This is a genomic window from Sphingobium limneticum (assembly GCF_008710155.1).
Taxonomy (GTDB): domain Bacteria; phylum Pseudomonadota; class Alphaproteobacteria; order Sphingomonadales; family Sphingomonadaceae; genus Sphingobium; species Sphingobium limneticum.
This window is the reverse complement of record NZ_VYPZ01000030.1, coordinates 1-16,062: the sequence shown is the minus strand read 5'-3', so window position 1 is coordinate 16,062 and position 16,062 is coordinate 1. Positions and strand designations below refer to the sequence as shown.

Sequence of the window (16,062 nt, the reverse complement as noted above, 5' to 3'; positions counted from 1 at the left end):
TGGGAGATGCCAATGCAATCCTACACCCCGCCGCTCGGGACCGGATCGACGAAAGACTATGATCGCGCGATCCGCCTGTGGACGCGGGAGAAGCGGTGGCGTGCCGCCATGCTCGCCGCCCTGGCGCCCAAAGCCGGTGAGACGGTCGTCGACGTCGGCTGTGGCACCGGCAGCTTCGCGCTGATGCTCAAGCAAGCCGAGCCCAGGACGCAGGTGATCGGTCTCGATCCCGATGCCGAGGCGCTCGACATCGCGCGGCACAAGGCCGCTGCGCGGCAGGCCGATATCGACTGGCGTCAGGGATTTGCCAGGGACGTGGCCCCGGGCACCGCCGACGCTGTCGTATCGAGTCTCGTGCTGCATCAGATGCCGGTCAGGGAGAAGGCGGCAACCCTGCGCGCCATGTTCGCCATGCTGCGCCCGGGTGGCCGCCTGGTGATCGCAGATTATGGCCGCCAGCACGGTCTCATGCGGCTCGCCTTTCGCCTGACCGTGCAGCGACTCGATGGCATCGATGATACCCGACCCAACGCCGACGGCGTGCTCCCCGGCCTGATCGCGGCGGCCGGCTTCAGGCATGTGGCCGAGACGTTTCGGCTCTTGACCATCACCGGCGCGATCGAATTGCTTACCGCGCATCGACCGGCGCAGGCCCAGGGCCTTACGGTTGCGAACGACCTTGGCTGATCCCGGCCGAGCGACCGGGTACGCCGATTTGGCCGCTTAGGCGATTACGTATTGACCCTGACACGGTGTCAGACCCTAGATCGTCAGGCGTCGAAAGGAGCAAGGCGATGAACGAGACACATGGAGCGGCGCATGGCGGCGGTTGCTGCGGCGGCCACGGCGGCGCGAAAGCGGCGACCGGCATCAAGGACCCGGTCTGTGGCATGACCGTCGATCCGGCGACCACCGCGCACCATGCCGATCATGGCGGTGAACGCTATCATTTCTGCAGCGCGGGCTGCCGGGCAAAGTTCATCGCCGATCCCGAGCGCTATCTCGGCCCGCCGGCACCGCCGTTCGCAGCGCCCGTGGGCACGATCTGGACCTGCCCTATGCATCCCGAGATCCGGCAGGACCATCCCGGGTCCTGTCCGATCTGCGGCATGGCGCTCGAACCCGCGACCGTGACCGCCGACAGCGGTCCCAGCCACGAGCTGGTCGATTTCACGCGGCGTTTCTGGGTTGGCCTGGTGCTGGCCCTGCCGGTGCTGATCCTCGAGATGGGGGCGCACCTGTTTCCTGTGATCCATCGCCTCGTGCCGATGTCGACCTCGGTATGGATCCAGTTCGTGCTGGCGACGCCTGTCGTGCTCTGGGCGGGCTGGCCGTTCTTCGAGCGTGGCTGGGCCTCGCTCAAGACCCGCAACCTCAACATGTTCACCCTGATCGCGATGGGGACGGGGGTCGCCTGGATCTACAGCGTCGTCGCGACGCTCGCGCCTCAGCTGTTCCCGCCTGCCTTCCGCGGCGAGGACGGCATGGTTGCCGTCTATTTCGAGGCCGCCGCGGTGATCACCGTTCTCGTGCTGCTCGGCCAGGTGCTCGAACTGCGCGCGCGTGAGCGGACCTCGGGCGCGATCAAGGCGCTGCTCAACCTCGCGCCCAAGACCGCGCGCCGGATCGCCGCCGACGGGAGCGAAGAGGAGATCAGTCTCGATCTGGTCGCGGTCGGCGACCGCCTGCGCGTGCGGCCGGGCGAGAAGGTGCCGGTCGACGGCGTAGTCGAGGACGGCCGCTCCTCGCTCGACGAGTCGATGGTCAGCGGTGAATCCATGCCCGTCACCAAGGCCAAGGCCGACACGGTGATCGGCGGCACGCTCAACCAGACCGGTGCGCTGGTGATCGTCGCCGACAAGGTCGGACGCGACACCATGCTTGCGCGGATTGTCCAGATGGTCGCCGAGGCGCAGCGCTCGCGCGCGCCGATCCAGCGCATGGCCGATCAGGTGTCGGGCTGGTTCGTGCCCGTGGTCATCGCGGTTGCGGTGGTCGCGTTTATCGCCTGGGGTATCTGGGGCCCCGAGCCGCGCTTCGCCTATGGGCTGGTGGCGGCGGTCGCCGTGCTGATCATCGCCTGTCCCTGTGCACTGGGTCTCGCCACGCCGATGTCGATCATGGTGGGCGTCGGCCGCGGCGCCGGACTCGGCGTCCTTATCAAGAATGCCGAAGCGCTCGAGCATATGGAGAAGGTCGACACGCTCGTCGTCGACAAGACAGGCACGCTGACCGAAGGCCGCCCTGCCGTCACCCAGGTCGTGCCGGCGCCCGGCTTCGACGAAGCCGAGTTGCTGCGGCTTGCCGCCTCGGTCGAACGGGCTTCCGAACATCCGCTCGCGCTGGCGATCGTCGAGGCTGCGAAGGATCGCGCCATCGCCACGAGCGACGTCACCGACTTCGACTCGCCGACCGGGCGCGGCGCGCTCGGTACGGTCGAAGGGCGGCGCATCGTCCTCGGCAATGCGCGGTTCCTCGCCGACGAGGGCGTCGCCACCGAGGCGCTCGCCGGCCAGGCCGACGCACTGCGACGCGATGGCGCCACCGCAATCTTCATCGGAATCGACGGCACCGTCGGCGGTGCCTTCGCCATCGCCGATCCGGTGAAGGCCACGACGCCAGAAGCGCTCGCCGCGCTCAAGGCGGAGGGTATTCGCGTGGTCATGCTGACCGGCGACAACCGCACGACAGCGGAAGCGGTCGCCCGGCGCCTGGGCATCGACGAGGTCGAAGCCGAGGTGCTGCCCGATCAGAAAAGCGCCGTGGTCGCCAAGTTCAAGCGCGAGGGGCGGGTGGTCGCCATGGCCGGCGACGGTGTCAACGACGCCCCCGCGCTGGCCGCCGCCGATGTCGGCATCGCCATGGGCTCGGGCACCGACGTCGCCATCGAGAGCGCGGGCGTGACCCTGCTCAAGGGCGACCTCACCGGCATCGTCCGGGCGCGTAAGCTCAGCCAGGCGACCATGTCGAACATCCGCCAGAACCTCGTCTTCGCCTTCATCTACAATGTCGCGGGCGTGCCGGTGGCGGCGGGCGCGCTCTATCCGCTGTTCGGCATCCTGCTCTCGCCGATCATCGCGGCCGCCGCCATGGCGCTCTCCTCGGTCAGCGTGGTCACCAACGCGCTGCGACTCAACCGGAAGGCGCTGTGAACATCGGCGAGACGTCTCGGCGGAGCGGCGTCTCGGAGCGGATGATCCGCCATTATGAGAAGATAGGCCTCATCCCGGCGCCGCCGCGCCGGGGTGCGGGCTATCGCGACTATGACGAGCGCGATCTTCATCGCCTGCGGTTCATCGCCAATGCGCGCGATCTGGGGTTTCCGATCGAGGAGATCCGCACTTTGCTCGGCCTTTGGGCGGATACGGGTCGCGCGAGTGGCGAGGTGAAGCGGCTTGCGCTGGCCCGTGCCGAGGAATTCGAGCGCAAGGCGGCAGCGCTGACGGCGCTGCGCGACACGCTGGTCGATCTCGCCGAACGCTGCCACGGCGACGCGCGGCCGGATTGTCCGATCATTGCCGAACTCGCCACGGGCCGATCCGCATAACGTCCGATGTCGCAGGATGGTGAAGCCTAATGGCGATCGTCCTCAGGCGATCCGTTCAGGTCCACAGCAAACGCGATCCGTAGCAAGTCGGGCAAACTTTGGGCTCCCAGTTTGACCATCAGGCTGGCTCGATCCAGCTCGACCGTGCGCGGCGTGGTACCGAGTTCATCTGCGATAAAGCTATTGGGATAGCCTCGCGCAATCCCTCTAAGAACGGCCCGTTCGCGCTGCGTCAGTCTCGCGGCTTTCGACAGCGCGTCGGCCTGTTCTGCGGCACGCCCGGTTATATTCTCCAGCGAGCTGAAGGCGCGGTCGATCGCGCCAAGCAATGCGGCCTTTTCGACCGGTTTGGCGAGAAAGTCGGCAGCGCCCGCCTGCATTGCCTGCACGGCGAGCGTGGGATCGCCATTGCCGGTGAGCATGACGACAGGCATATCAATCCCGCGTCGCGTCAGCTCCACCTGGACCTGAAGGCCGTCCATGTCCGGCATGTGCATGTCGAGGATCACGCAGCCTTTCTTAGCGTCACCCGCGGCCGACAGAAACTCCGGCCCCGAAGCGTAGGCCTCGACGGCGAAGCCGGCGGTACGCAACGTGAATCGCAGTGCCTTTCGGATTGTCTCTTCGTCATCGACGATGTGAACGACGCGCTTGTTCCCCATACTCCTCGGATCGATCTGGAGTGCCGCGCCGCAAAGGCACCGCTATTGGGGAGGCCTCTTACGGGCAGGACCATGGTCCAAGGTCAAGGCCGAAATATTGCCGCAGCAGTTCCAACGGCGCAGGTGCTCGACATCGCCCCGATACGGCGGCTCTTACCACTGGAGTTCGGGCACCTCCGTCTGGTCTCCTGGAAGGGGGGCGCCCCAAAACGCGGCGGCCGAAAACGTACACGCCCTCAACGGGGCTGAACGCGCTACCTGCAAAAAGGGGCGTGAGGCCCAAAAGTGCGTCTGTCGGGCTCGACTTCAGAGCCGCAAAGCTCGGGCACCTGCTGGGGACATAGGAGCCGTTCTAGGCCGAGAATCTGACGTCGCTGACCAATCCTCAGGTCCGGACAAAAATTGGAAACAGTACACATGCGAGAAAATTGTGAGCGGCCAGTCATTCGCTATCCCAAGGACGTACCGGACGCACCCTTTGACGTTTCCCGAGACCGTCGTGCCGGACGTGTGCGACAGTGAACATAGGCGCCGCACCCCATCGACCCCCCTTCTTTTAAACGGCAGTCTATCGCACCCAATGCGTAATCCGACGAGTTTCATTCTCTCGGAAGGTGCATAGCGATAGGTTTGCGCTTATGACGCGCTGCGGCCCTCCAGCGTGTGCGGCTGACCACTCCCGGCGGCAACCTGTTTGTCGCCGGGAGACCAATTGACCTATCGGCGCGGCTCCGGCGCATCGGGATACCGCGCGTCATAGGCGGCCGCATGAGATCCGACGCCAAAGCGCTGGATCGCTGCTTGTTCGGCCGCGATGGCGTGCGCCAGCGTGACGGGCTTGTCGAGTGCATCCGCCTGCGCATGCGCTAGCTCGGCTGCGTGCCATGCCTCAAGAATATCGCCATCCGAAAGAATCGGAACGCCATGCTCCTCCATCAGCACGTCAAGCTGGTGTAGCAACTCGGCGGCGCGATAGGGCTTGGCGATAAAGCCCGCACGGTCGGGTAATGCTTCCGGTTCAGGTCGGACGCGGCCTGAATTTACGAGAACGACCGTTTCGGGCCAGCGCTCCCGGATCGTGCTGGCGAGCGCCAGGCCATCCATGTCGCCGGGCATTTCAATATCGGTCATGACGATCCGAATGTCTTGGCGCTCTTCAAGAATTGTGAGCGCGTCTTGTGCGTCGCACGCCTCGAACACGCGGTATCCCGCATCCTGAGAATTTTGGTCGCGAAGACGCGCACGAGCGGTTCATCCTCGACAACCAGAGCAACACTATAGTCCAGCGCCGGACCTTGCGGTTTCTCCATCAGACTGGTTCCTCTACACCCCCCTTGGCGTCCTAAGTCTCCCCGCGCTGTGCCTCCGCGACGTCGCGGAGGATAGCGCTCCAACACGCGATAAGCAGCCCCTCATCGTCCGATCTCTCGTTGGTCGCGGCCGCGTAGATACCAAGGAGGCGGGCAACTTCATCGACCGGAGCGCCGCCCTGGCGCGCCATCAGCGTGGCGAACATCGCCAGCGCGCCGCCGATCGCGCGTACCAACGCAGGATCGGCGGCAAGCTGCGACGTGGATTCTGGCGTGTCGATGCTGTCGTCCGGCAGCGTGTCACCCGGCTTCATCGGGGAAACCCTTTCAGCGGCATCGATCGCCGCCTGCAAATGGTTCGCCGCGCGATGCTCTCTCGCCTCGTCGAGCATCGCGATAGCTTCGCGCATGAGGGCGATGGCACGCCGGCGAAGCGAAGCCAGATCTTTCATGTCCTGCCCTTGCGGAGGCAGGCCGTGGCCAACACCGGCCTGAGCGCTGGCGGATCGCCGGCCCTGGCGATCTCGACGGCATTCTTACCCGTCTGCCTGGCGCGATACGTTGCCTGACCGGCAAGGTGCATCAATTCGTCAGCGTTGCGCGGGGCATCGGAAGGGATCAGCACCGCCCCCATGCTGCACGTCACCGGATAAGGCGGGCCTGCCAGAACAGTCCTCAGGCGGGCGTGGATGTCCTGTGCGAAGCTCTGGCCTTCGGCGATAGGGCCAAAAATGCTCGGGCCTGTCGGAGGCCCTACCTGCAGGCCAGGCATGACGGCCAGGATCGCTGCAAACACTGCGACGGAATAGCCCTCGCGCGCGCCAAGGCCCCATGCGGATCCACAGATGATCGGCATATAGAGGCGCGCGAACCCGACGGTGGGCACGGCGTGGTCGAGCGCTGCGAGGGCCCCGGTGGCGGCGACGATCGCGAGCCAGATTTTCTCTCGCGAAAGAGCTTCAAGATACCCGGCCAATCGGCCGACAGGCAAATGGCTGTTCATGCGCGTTTTCCAAACTCGGCGAATCTTTCAACTTAGCAGCGGTCCGAAAAATGATACTTAAAACCCGTCGCCTTATAACCATCTTGCAGGCGATTCATGAAGGGTGAAACGCGCCGATCCTGGATGTTTACGTGCTACCGTTGCAGCGAATATCCGCCGATACCGGAAAGCCCTTGGTGTCAGCCAACAGGTCTTCGCCTATGATATCGAGATGGATCGCACCTATTTCGGCGGGATTGAGCGCGGCGAGCGCAATGTTTCGATCGACAATATCGAGCGCATCGCCACGGGATTGAAGATCAGCGCGCATCTTTTGCTGATGCAGCCCGAAATTCTGGCTGTGGAAGCCGATAGCTAGGCGAAATGTGGCCGGGCACGGCCTTTTACTGGCAACGCATGCGTAGCCATATTTCGAAGCTGTGCGGGCCTTGAGCGATGCGCCGGATCGCCGCCAGCATCCTGCGGCGGACAACCCACTGGAAACCTGCCCACGCTGCGCGCAATCTCGGCGTAGCTTTGGCCGCTGACTTTATTCAGCACGAATGTCTCGCGCGCTGCCGGCGTCAATGTGTCGAGAGTGGCCCTCATCACGGTTTCGGTGTCGTCGGCGCTGCCAAGCGCCCATTCGATCGTGATCGCAGCGACTGCTTCGGGGCGGCCCAGTTGACGGGCAGGGCGCGTTGTCGTGCGATATGGTCCGTGATCGTCATCGTCGCGCGTCTCGCCTTGCGGTTGGTTGGGGCACTGCCCGGTTGAGAAACCGACATTGAAATCCCGTTCACGGGCGCTGTCAGCCCGACTTGGTAGGGGCGCATCTCGTGCGCTAGGGGATGCGCCATCCATGCCTATCGACAGTCCTTCTTGAAACCGCGTGGCGCTTTACTAATTAAAGTTGCCGGGCGCCGTGTTCGGGTCCGGTGGACATGGAGGGCGCCGGCTCTTCCCGGCGCATCTCATGCCCAGATCGCTTCCCTAGGAGGATTTGGAAATGAGAAGCACGTTTGACTTTGCGCCGTATCGGCGTTCCACCGTTGGCTTCGACCGCTTGTTCAACATGCTCGAAGCGGGTCAGCGCGAGGATGATGGCTTTCCACCGTTCGACATCGTGAGGGACGGCGAGGACAGCTATCGCATAACGCTGGCCGTCGCCGGCTTCCGACCGAACGAAATCGAGGTCGTTGCCCAGCAGAATCAGCTCACCGTCACCGGCCAACGCGCCGAGGATGAGGACGAGGCCGACTATCTGCATCGCGGCATCGCGACCCGTTCGTTCGAGCGGCGATTCCAGCTTGCCGACTTCATCGAGGCCGGCGAGGCGACATTCGAGTATGGCTTGCTGAGCATCCAGCTCAAGCGGGTCGTTCCCGAAGCGATGAAACCGCGCAAGATCGAGATCAGCGGCGGTGCGAACGCCGCTAATGACCGCATCGAGGCACCCAAGGACGCCCAGGCGGCCTGATCGCGATCATAATCGGCTCGCCGGCGCCGTCCCCGTGGGGGCGGTGGCCGGCGGGTCATGCTCCAACTCTAGCCAGACAAGGAGATAACCGTCATGGCGCTCCGTGATTTGATCCCCTGGAGCCGGCAGGAGAACCGGCTTCCCGCGGGCGGGACCGGCGCGGCCAGTGGCGGCGTCCGCTTCGAGCCGCGCTGTCTCCCCTTTGTCGAACCGTTGACGGGATGGAGCGGCGGGCGCGATCCTCTTGCCCATGTCGAGCTGCGATTTCACGATCGTGATGCGGCCGAGCGCTATTGCCGTTCGACAGGACTGGTATTCCGGCTCGGCGCGTAGCCGGGCCTTCTAGGAGGTTGACGGGTTTGAGAAGTGTCGACGACGATCTGGACTATTACATGAGGCGCGCGGCTCAGGAGTGGGCGGCGGCCGAGACTGCGGCGATGCCAGAGGCGATCATCGTTCACGCGCAGCTCGCGCGCGCCTATGACGCACGCGCGCGGGCGCTCCGGGAGCATGCGGCGGGCGTGGCGTCATAGAACAGCCGCGCTAGAGCCTCTCCGGCTCGGCAGCCTCGATCACGGTGCTCAGCCGTTCGATCACGGCCGCGTTCGTAGCCGTTTTTGGAAGTTCGCGCTGCGCAAAGCGTTTCAGGCGTCGCACGTCGCGCGCGGGAAGCGCGAGGCGTAGCAATGTCTGGTCGAGCTTGTCCCGGTCCACTGACTGCGCCTGCTTGCCCGACTGCAGGAGATGATCGAGCAGGCGCTTGCGATCGGCGAAGCTCCAATCGAGCCGCGCCAGTTCATCCGGAGAGAGCGACAGCAGCGCGAGCGCAATCTCCATGATGTCGGCAAAGGGCAGCAAGACCGTGACGGTCCGGCTGCCCCGTTCACGCCAGCGCCGCAACGCGCTGCGGCTCATTGCCGGGTCTCTGAACCGGGCGATATATGCCGGTCGCCCGCGCCGCGCTCAGCGCGATCGAGCCAGCGCAGCGCTGCCATCACATCGTCGACCGGCACCGGGCTGCTGGCGCCTGGTGGGCGACGGAGGGCCGGTTGGCCCTCGACGGCCGAGCGATCGGACGCCCAGGAGGCGAGGATGGCGCGCTTCACTTCGGGCTCAAGCTGTGGGTGCCGAGCAACGATGAAGGGATCAAGGAACGAGCGTGTGTGCGACATGACATATCCTCCTTTCCTGCCGCGACTCTCTCCGAAAAGGGAGTTCCCAGAAGATTGGTTCGGACTTACTTAGGGTCAATGGATGAGGATGCGCCCAGCGCTTGCCGGGCGCTCGTTTTCTTCGTGCATTGAGCACTAAAGAACTAACGCGCAGTACACCGATTAAATTCCGTGGCGAACGGCCTCCGCAATCGCCGGCATCACGTCGATTTTATTCGAGGTATGTGCAACAGCGTTCGTGCTGACGATCCTCTCGACAAGCTCACCCAGAACGTGCGCCGCATCGCCGGCAAAAAGCGGATGCACGACCACGCAATGCGGTCGCGCGAACCCCATGCCGACCAGCTGGCGCGCCGCCTCGGCGAGGGTCCGGCCGGACGAGGCGATATCGTCGACCAGCACTGGCTGGCGATCGAGAAAAGCTGGGGCATTCGGAATCGAGATGGTGACGTCACGGTCGCCAGACCGGATTTTCTCGCACACGAGAAACGGAGCATCCGCATCGGCCGCCACCTGCGAGACCCACTGTTCGCTTTCCAGGTCCGGACCGATGATCAGCGGACGAGCGACATTGCGCTTGATCCACGAGGCCAGAAGCGGCGCGGCATGAACAATCTGGGTCGGGATGCGGTAGATTTCCGACAGCGCATGATAGCGATGGAGATGCGGATCGACCGTCACCAGCCAGTCGAGATGGCGGGACAGGATCGCGGCAAAGGTTCGCGACGTCACCGCCTCGCCGGGATGGAAGCGTATGTCCTGACGCATGTAAGCGAGATAGGGGGCGACGAGCCCGATCCGGCGTGCGCCCAGCTCGCGCGCCGTGTCGGCTGCGAACAGCAGCGGCAACAGCTTGGCGTCCGGATGATCGAGACTGGACAGCAGGATGACCTCGCGGTCGCTGACGTCGTTTACGACCCTGAGATAGGTTTCCCCGTCAGGAAACTGACGATGCTCGATCGTGCCGACTTCTGCATCGAGCGCGGCGAATAGCGGCTGTGCCAAGGCCTCGCTGCCTGGCAGCGCGAACAGCACGGGCCGGTTCATAGCGCTTCAATCCCGAAGATCGGCCCGTCGCTCACCGCATAGGCCGCCGCATAGTCGAGCTCGCCCGGACTCTCGGCATGGATGGTGCACAAGGGAGCCCCGGCATCCACCATCTGGTTCAGCCGACACTGCAGCGCGACGCCGGCGGCCTTGGCCATCGGCGCGCCGGCGAGCTTCGCGACCGTCGCAAGCTTGCGGTTGTCGATACTCACCAGGCGGCCGCGATGGGGAGCGATCATGTCCTGCTGAAACCGAGCGACCGGAGGAGCTCGCATGCCGCCCTGCGCTTCGCAGATACGTTGGAACTTGGCCCAGGCCCGGGCGCTTTCGAGGCACTCGAGCGCCCGCGCATAGCCTTTGCCGGCGGATGCCGCCTCGGTGAGCTCGAGGAGTCCTCCCGCCAGCTCGCAGGCCCGGTGTGCGAGATCTTCGACGCCCACCTGACCCTGGAGCACGCCAAGGATGTCCTGCGCCTCGAGCGCCGGGCCGATGCCCCGTCCGATCGGCTCCGCGCCGGGGCCGCGCATCACGCGCGTGCGAAGCCCGAAGGCTTGGGCGACCGAGCTCAGCGCGCGCTCGAGCGTGTCGGCGGCATCGGCGCCGCGTACCTTCGCCGTCGGCCCAACCGGGATGTCGATGACCAGATGGGTCGCACCGGCCGCGATTTTCTTGGACAGCACCGAGGCGACCATCTGCCCGACGGCATCGATATCGAGCACCCGTTCCACGCCGATGATCACATCGTCGGCCGGACTGAGATTAACGGCGCCGCCCCAGGCGATGCAGCCGCCTTCGCGCTCGACCACTTTGCGGATTGCGGAAACGTCGAGGTCGACAGGGGCCAGCACCTCCATCGTGTCCGCCGTGCCGGCCGGCGAGGTGATCGCCCGCGACGATGTCTTCGGCATGATGAGGCCCTCGGCGGCCATGATCGAGACGATGATCGGCGTGGTGCGATTGCCCGGCAATCCACCGACGCTATGCTTGTCGACGATGACCTCTCCGGGCCACTGCAATCGCTCGCCGACATCGACCATCGCCCTGGTCAGGCTGATCGTTTCGTCCGTATCGAGCGGGACCGCTGAGCAGGCCGTGACGAACGCCGAGAGATGGACATCGCTATAGCGTCGCTCGGCGATGTCGGTGATGATCGCTGAAAAAGCCCCATCGGAAAGCCGATTGCCATAGACGCGCCGACGCACGTCGCTGAGCGAGGCGAGAGGCTGGGCGTGCGCGATCTCGACCGGATCGCCGTCACTGACGCCGAGCCGCTGCCAAGCGGATTCGGACAGGCCGATCTCGCCTGGCGCTGGAGCCTCCGCGGAACTATGCAGCAGCGAGACGACGATTTCCCGCCCGCCGGCGCGCAGCGCAACTTGCGCGCGCGACGCGAGACCTTCCGAGCGGCAGACCGGACAGTCGTGGCGCATGACCGCGATCTGATCGCTTCCGGCGGCCGACAGGCCGATGCGGTGTGCCCGCAGCGTCGTCGCGACAGGCTCTGCTTCGGCGTCCTCGATAATCCCGGGCTTCATGCGAGCATGCCCCAGCTACCCAGCGCCGGTACGCTGCATGCCCAGCCCAGCTCCTCCGAGACGCGCTTTGCCAGAACCTGGGCGCCGGTCGGCTCGCCATGGGTGACATAGACATGGCGTGGGGCCTCGTGCAGAGACCCGAGCCAGCGCATCAGCTCGTCACTGTCGGCATGGGCCGAGAGCATCGTCAGGTTGGCGACCTCGGCTTCGACCGGGATATACTCACCGTGGATCTTGATCGTCCGGGCGCCTCCGATCATGGCGGCGCCGCGGGTGCCCGCCGCCTGGAAGCCCGAGAAGAGGATGAGGTTCTTCCCATCCGGCGCGAAGCGCTTGAGATGGTGGAGCACGCGGCCGCCCGTCGCCATTCCACTGGCCGAGATGATGACCTTAGGGGCGGGGTTGGCGGTGAGTTCTTTGGATTCTTCCACTTCGCGCACATAGTGCGCGACCCCGCACGCCGCTTCACACTCGGCGCGTGTCAGGCGATGCTCGTCCATGAAATCGCACATCAGCCCGCTCGCGTTGATCGCCAGCGGGCTGTCGAGGAAGATCGGGATGTCGCGCAGACGGCCTTCGGCGCGCAGCCGGGAAAAATGGTAGAGCAGGGACTGGACGCGGCCCACGGCGAAGGCGGGGATCACCACGGTCCCGCCACGCTTGACGCACCGTTCGACATGGTCCCCCAGGGTCTTGGTCGGATCGACCTGTTCGTGGCGGCGATCGCCATAGGTGGATTCCACGAGGACATAATCGGCACGGGCAGGTGGCTCGGGATCCTTCATGACTGCGTCGCCATAGCGCCCGACATCACCTGAGAAGAGGATCGTGCGGCCCTTCCAATCGATCTCGATCGAGGCGGCGCCGAGGATGTGGCCGGCGCGATGATAGCGCGCCCTGATGCCGTCCGCGATCGGGTGCCACGCCCCGAACTCGACCGTGCGGAACAGCTGCAGCGCAAGGCGGGCGTCAGCCTGCGTGTAGAGCGGCAGCGCGGGCTGGTGCCTGGAAAAGCCGTGGCGATTGGCGAACTCCGCATCCTTTTCCTGGAGGTGCCCGCTGTCGGGGAGCAGAAGCTCGCACAAAGCTTCGGTCGCCCGGGTGCTGAGGACGGTCCCGTCCCAGTCAAGGCGCGCCATGCGTGGCAGCGCGCCGGAATGATCAAGATGCGCGTGCGTCAGCAGCAACAGGCCGACATCGGCAACCTCGGGCGCGATCGGCGCCCAATTGAGGCGGCGCAAATCCCTCGGACCCTGGAACAGGCCGGAATCGACCACGACCTGCGTATCGCCGTCGTCCACCAGATAGCGCGACCCTGTCACCGTTTCCGATGCGCCGAGGAACGCGACGCCAAGGCCGTCGGCAGGTCGCGTGGCGAGGTCGATCCTTGCTTCCCGTTCGAGCAGGTTCACCCCGACATGGCCGCGGGAATGATGCTTTTTCCTTTTCTTGTGCATGAACTCTGGCCTGCCTCTCACGCTTATTGTCCTTAGCGCAGCATTGGTGGACGACCAGCGCACGCCTATACGCAAAAGCCGCAGAATGACGGCCGCGTCATGACCACTGCGTAACGCCGATAGGGATGGTGAGGTTTGTGAACCAGCCGGCATCGCCTTCTTGGGCGAATGACGGACTTCGGTCTCTACTTATACCTTGCTCCCGGGACTCGGATCTATGCTCGCAAGACATTGGCGAGAGAAGAGCGGCATATGGACGGGCATGACCATCGCATGCGCAAGCGTGGAAAGATCGTTTTGATCGGCTTCCTGCTAGTCGCGGGCTTTTTCCTCATCACCGAGCACACCGCACATTTCCTGGGTGTGTTGCCCTATCTGATCCTGCTCGCCTGTCCGCTCATGCACCTGTTCATGCATCACGGTCATGGCGGCCATCAGCATGGCCATGACCAGATGCCGGGTGCTGTCCCGACCGGACTGCCTGCGAATTCGAACGAGCGCGTGGAAGGGGGGCCGCGATGACGCATACCGATTATGGCTATGGTCTTTGGGGGCTGGCGCTGGTCAACGCCTCCGTGTTCATCCTATTCGCGTACAGCTTCTTCAAACCCGCCACCGGGCGCGACTGGCGCAGCTTCGGCGCATTCAGCGCATTCATCGTTGCACTCTTCGCCGAAATGTATGGCTTCCCGCTCACCATCTTCTTGCTCTCGGGTTGGCTCCAGTCGCATTTCCCCGGCCTCGACTGGTGGAGCCACGATGCCGGCCATCTGCTCGAGATGATGTTCGGCTGGAGGGTCAACCCACATTTTGGCCCGTTCCATCTTGCCAGCTTCGTGCTGATCGGCGCGGGCTTCTGGCTGATCTCGGCCGGATGGGCGCCGCTTCACGCAGCCCAGCGCGTTCACAAGCCCGCAACGACGGGAATCTATGCCAAGGTTCGCCATCCGCAATATATCGGGTTCATCCTCGTGATGCTCGGATTTCTGCTGCAATGGCCGACGTTACTGACGCTCGCCATGTTTCCGGTGTTGGTGGTGATGTATATTCGCCTTGCCCGGCATGAGGAGAAGGCGGCGCTCGCGGAATTTGGCCAGGCATATCGTGCGTATATGGACCGCGTACCCGCCTTTGTTCCGCGGCTACGTGGTCGGTCGGCTCGTTTCTCCGACTCCAACCCCGCTCGGGGGGAGGCGGCAGGTAAGGCGATGAGGCCCGAAGAGCAAGCTCCGCCGCGCCGAGGCTGAGGGGTTGGACGCTTCGCCGCGTATTATATTCGAACGGTGACGCACGCATCAGGCGCGTTGCACTGCGGTACTTTGATTTGTCGGGAGTAGCTTCACTTGATTTGGCGGATCGCGTGACATGAAATCCGTCGTGGTGCCCCAGAGTCGTCCCTCATCGGACCTTCGCGCATCGGCAAATCGTGATGTCAAAAAGCGCCTTCCCTCATCTGCTCTTCACTGGGACGAAGACGTACCAAGGCAGTGGTGGTCACAAGTTCGGCCGCTCGCCGCCGCCGTTCGCGCACGCCCTCCGCAATTGTCCATGAGCGGGTCGGCGACCCTCCAAGCACCGCCAAGCCGGGCCCGACGGAACCGCGAACGGCGTAGCTGACTCAGTCCGGCCGTGCGCCTTTTAGGGTGAGAAAGTAACTGGATGTGCATCGAGTCAGAAAGACAGCTTTTTCAAGCGATAGACCCTGCGGCGGCCGACGCGATATTCCATACATTGAGTGCCCGATGGGTGTTGCACATCCTGGTAGCCCTGAGCAAAGACGAGCTGCGATTTACATCCATTCGTCGAGCCATACCGAAAATCAGCGCTAATGTGCTCACGGTCCGCCTACGGGAATTGGAAGGCGTATCTCTGGTCTCGCGAATGATGTCGCCACCGCCTGAATCCTATCAACTCTATGGCTTGGGGCCATTGGCGCATGGTTTGAGACCTGCGCTCCAACATCTGGAGCAATGGAGGACTAAGCTCAGCTTACTCGAATGAAATGCAGCGTTTTAGGTCGATGCTTTATCGTCGACTGCGTTGAGACCACTCAACAGTGGATTTCCTGCTCCCCCGTGGTTGGCCCCTCGGCAGGAGAACAGCCGCGATCTCATCGTAGCTGATCGGGTGGACACGGTCGCTCGTGCGGAAACGCGCGATGTCCAACGTGTCGTCGCCGAACGTCACAGCAATCGAGTTTATGAGATAGGCTCGCTCCCGGGAGTAGGGCAGCATCCAGATCACTCGTTTTGTCGCGATATTTTGGCGTAGTCTGGTCAGTTTGAGCGTTAGCTGTCGGCTCGGCTGATCGTTGGATCCGACGGCGAGGACGGTGGTGCCATATAGCCTGGCGGGTTTACGCCACGCCAGTATCTGGTCGATGGTAGCGCCTGCCTCGACCACCGAATCGCACCCACTGGCGTATCGGTTATTGATCGCTCCCGACAGTCCGACGCCAATGCTGTCACCGATAACAAGGCACGCGAACATGCACATCCTCGTGTAGAGAGGCGACTGAGATTGCCGGACGGTACAGAACTTGGAACCAACTCGGCCTTGCTTAGTCTTCCATTGCCATAACGTGTGCAGCAAGCGCCGACACGTCGGCATGGCCTAGTCACCTGAATCCGAAGTTCGGTTCATTGTTTTTTGGCAGTATCGTTTGACCGAGGCGAGGATCTCGTCGGCTGACTTCACCCATTTGTACGGCTTGGGATTTTCATTGTGAGCCGCAATGAATGCCGTTGCGCGGCGACAACTACGATGGCCGGTTGAGCGGCGACTATGATGGCCGGTAGGATCGGTTGTCTGGTCTGATCGTAGGGAGGGGCGCAGCCCCGACCGGAGAGCGGACCAGACAACCGGTGGCG

Annotated in this window: 20 protein-coding genes and 1 pseudogene; 10 read left to right on the top strand and 11 right to left on the bottom strand. The window is 64.0% G+C overall.

Going from position 1 to position 16,062, the window contains the following annotated elements:
• The first annotated feature begins 12 nt into the window (after positions 1-12).
• The 3 genes from F4U94_RS20715 to cueR all read left to right on the top strand — a co-directional run bounded on the left by F4U94_RS20715 (position 13) and on the right by cueR (position 3,547).
• Positions 13-687, top strand: a complete 675-nt coding sequence (locus F4U94_RS20715) for a class I SAM-dependent methyltransferase (protein ID WP_020820524.1) — start codon at positions 13-15, stop codon at positions 685-687.
• Between the two features lie 107 nt (positions 688-794).
• Entirely contained in the window at positions 795-3,152 is a 2,358-nt protein-coding gene (locus tag F4U94_RS20710; protein ID WP_150412192.1) for a heavy metal translocating P-type ATPase, read from the top strand.
• The gene (cueR, locus tag F4U94_RS20705) at positions 3,149-3,547 is read left to right on the top strand and encodes a Cu(I)-responsive transcriptional regulator (RefSeq protein ID WP_020820526.1); all 399 of its coding nucleotides are present in this window, start codon (positions 3,149-3,151) and stop codon (positions 3,545-3,547) included. The genes F4U94_RS20710 and cueR overlap by 4 nt, the downstream gene beginning before the upstream one ends.
• 26 nt (positions 3,548-3,573) lie before the next feature.
• On the opposite strand, the gene F4U94_RS20700 is transcribed toward cueR, so the two are convergent.
• The 4 genes from F4U94_RS20700 to F4U94_RS20685 all read right to left on the bottom strand — a co-directional run bounded on the left by F4U94_RS20700 (position 3,574) and on the right by F4U94_RS20685 (position 6,522).
• On the bottom strand, positions 3,574-4,209 hold the full coding sequence (locus F4U94_RS20700) for a response regulator transcription factor (RefSeq protein WP_021235673.1): 636 nt from the start codon (positions 4,207-4,209) through the stop codon (positions 3,574-3,576).
• A gap of 717 nt (positions 4,210-4,926) precedes the next feature.
• Positions 4,927-5,409: a response regulator gene (locus F4U94_RS20695; RefSeq protein ID WP_076605464.1), complete on the bottom strand. Its 483-nt coding sequence runs from the start codon at positions 5,407-5,409 to the stop codon at positions 4,927-4,929.
• Between the two features lie 142 nt (positions 5,410-5,551).
• Positions 5,552-5,971 (bottom strand): hypothetical protein, encoded by a 420-nt coding sequence (locus tag F4U94_RS20690; RefSeq protein ID WP_037474043.1) that lies wholly within the window; start codon positions 5,969-5,971, stop codon positions 5,552-5,554.
• Positions 5,968-6,522 (bottom strand): diguanylate cyclase domain-containing protein, encoded by a 555-nt coding sequence (locus F4U94_RS20685; RefSeq protein WP_037474040.1) that lies wholly within the window; start codon positions 6,520-6,522, stop codon positions 5,968-5,970. Before F4U94_RS20685 ends, F4U94_RS20690 begins: the two co-directional genes overlap by 4 nt.
• 103 nt (positions 6,523-6,625) lie before the next feature.
• On the opposite strand from F4U94_RS20685, the gene F4U94_RS20680 reads away from it, so the two are divergent.
• On the top strand, positions 6,626-6,880 hold the full coding sequence (locus F4U94_RS20680; RefSeq protein ID WP_037474038.1) for a helix-turn-helix domain-containing protein: 255 nt from the start codon (positions 6,626-6,628) through the stop codon (positions 6,878-6,880).
• Here F4U94_RS20680 and F4U94_RS20675 read toward each other — a convergent pair.
• A complete protein-coding gene (locus F4U94_RS20675; protein WP_150412191.1) occupies positions 6,877-7,365 on the bottom strand; it encodes an RNA polymerase sigma factor in 489 nt (162 codons plus the stop codon). The genes F4U94_RS20680 and F4U94_RS20675 overlap by 4 nt on opposite strands.
• 145 nt (positions 7,366-7,510) lie before the next feature.
• Between F4U94_RS20675 and F4U94_RS20670 the strand changes: the two genes are divergently transcribed.
• The 3 genes from F4U94_RS20670 to F4U94_RS20660 all read left to right on the top strand — a co-directional run bounded on the left by F4U94_RS20670 (position 7,511) and on the right by F4U94_RS20660 (position 8,514).
• Positions 7,511-7,981 (top strand): Hsp20 family protein, encoded by a 471-nt coding sequence (locus tag F4U94_RS20670; RefSeq protein WP_070936268.1) that lies wholly within the window; start codon positions 7,511-7,513, stop codon positions 7,979-7,981.
• A 93-nt stretch (positions 7,982-8,074) separates the two neighbouring features.
• Complete coding sequence (locus F4U94_RS20665) at positions 8,075-8,314, top strand: NADH dehydrogenase ubiquinone Fe-S protein 4 (RefSeq protein WP_052027569.1); 240 nt, start codon at positions 8,075-8,077, stop codon at positions 8,312-8,314.
• Between the two features lie 17 nt (positions 8,315-8,331).
• Positions 8,332-8,514: a hypothetical protein gene (locus F4U94_RS20660; protein ID WP_037474033.1), complete on the top strand. Its 183-nt coding sequence runs from the start codon at positions 8,332-8,334 to the stop codon at positions 8,512-8,514.
• 10 nt (positions 8,515-8,524) lie between these two features.
• On the opposite strand, the gene F4U94_RS20655 is transcribed toward F4U94_RS20660, so the two are convergent.
• The 5 genes from F4U94_RS20655 to F4U94_RS20635 all read right to left on the bottom strand — a co-directional run bounded on the left by F4U94_RS20655 (position 8,525) and on the right by F4U94_RS20635 (position 13,192).
• On the bottom strand, positions 8,525-8,896 hold the full coding sequence (locus tag F4U94_RS20655; RefSeq protein ID WP_037474030.1) for a hypothetical protein: 372 nt from the start codon (positions 8,894-8,896) through the stop codon (positions 8,525-8,527).
• Positions 8,893-9,153 carry a hypothetical protein gene (locus F4U94_RS20650; protein WP_052027568.1) on the bottom strand — a complete coding sequence of 87 codons (261 nt, stop codon included), beginning with the start codon at positions 9,151-9,153 and terminating at the stop codon, positions 8,893-8,895. The genes F4U94_RS20655 and F4U94_RS20650 overlap by 4 nt, the downstream gene beginning before the upstream one ends.
• Positions 9,154-9,315: 162 nt before the next feature.
• Positions 9,316-10,200, bottom strand: a complete 885-nt coding sequence (locus F4U94_RS20645) for a ribose-phosphate pyrophosphokinase (RefSeq protein WP_037474028.1) — start codon at positions 10,198-10,200, stop codon at positions 9,316-9,318.
• The gene (locus F4U94_RS20640; protein ID WP_150412190.1) at positions 10,197-11,735 is read right to left on the bottom strand and encodes a thymidine phosphorylase family protein; all 1,539 of its coding nucleotides are present in this window, start codon (positions 11,733-11,735) and stop codon (positions 10,197-10,199) included. The genes F4U94_RS20645 and F4U94_RS20640 overlap by 4 nt, the downstream gene beginning before the upstream one ends.
• The gene (locus F4U94_RS20635) at positions 11,732-13,192 is read right to left on the bottom strand and encodes an MBL fold metallo-hydrolase RNA specificity domain-containing protein (RefSeq protein ID WP_171012665.1); all 1,461 of its coding nucleotides are present in this window, start codon (positions 13,190-13,192) and stop codon (positions 11,732-11,734) included. Before F4U94_RS20635 ends, F4U94_RS20640 begins: the two co-directional genes overlap by 4 nt.
• Positions 13,193-13,444: 252 nt before the next feature.
• Here F4U94_RS20635 and F4U94_RS20630 point away from each other — a divergent pair, with 252 nt between their 5' ends.
• From F4U94_RS20630 to F4U94_RS25615, 3 genes are all read left to right on the top strand, one after another.
• Positions 13,445-13,714, top strand: a complete 270-nt coding sequence (locus tag F4U94_RS20630) for a DUF2933 domain-containing protein (RefSeq protein ID WP_066701148.1) — start codon at positions 13,445-13,447, stop codon at positions 13,712-13,714.
• Positions 13,711-14,439, top strand: coding sequence for a methyltransferase family protein (locus tag F4U94_RS20625; RefSeq protein WP_083216029.1), 729 nt, complete (start codon positions 13,711-13,713; stop codon positions 14,437-14,439). The genes F4U94_RS20630 and F4U94_RS20625 overlap by 4 nt, the downstream gene beginning before the upstream one ends.
• A 412-nt stretch (positions 14,440-14,851) precedes the next feature.
• Positions 14,852-15,193, top strand: a complete 342-nt coding sequence (locus tag F4U94_RS25615; RefSeq protein ID WP_076605463.1) for a winged helix-turn-helix transcriptional regulator — start codon at positions 14,852-14,854, stop codon at positions 15,191-15,193.
• Positions 15,194-15,805: 612 nt separating this feature from the next.
• Here F4U94_RS25615 and F4U94_RS20610 read toward each other — a convergent pair.
• A pseudogene (locus tag F4U94_RS20610) lies at positions 15,806-15,931 on the bottom strand (IS630 family transposase); the annotation flags it as partial.
• Between the last annotated feature and the right edge of the window lie 131 nt (positions 15,932-16,062).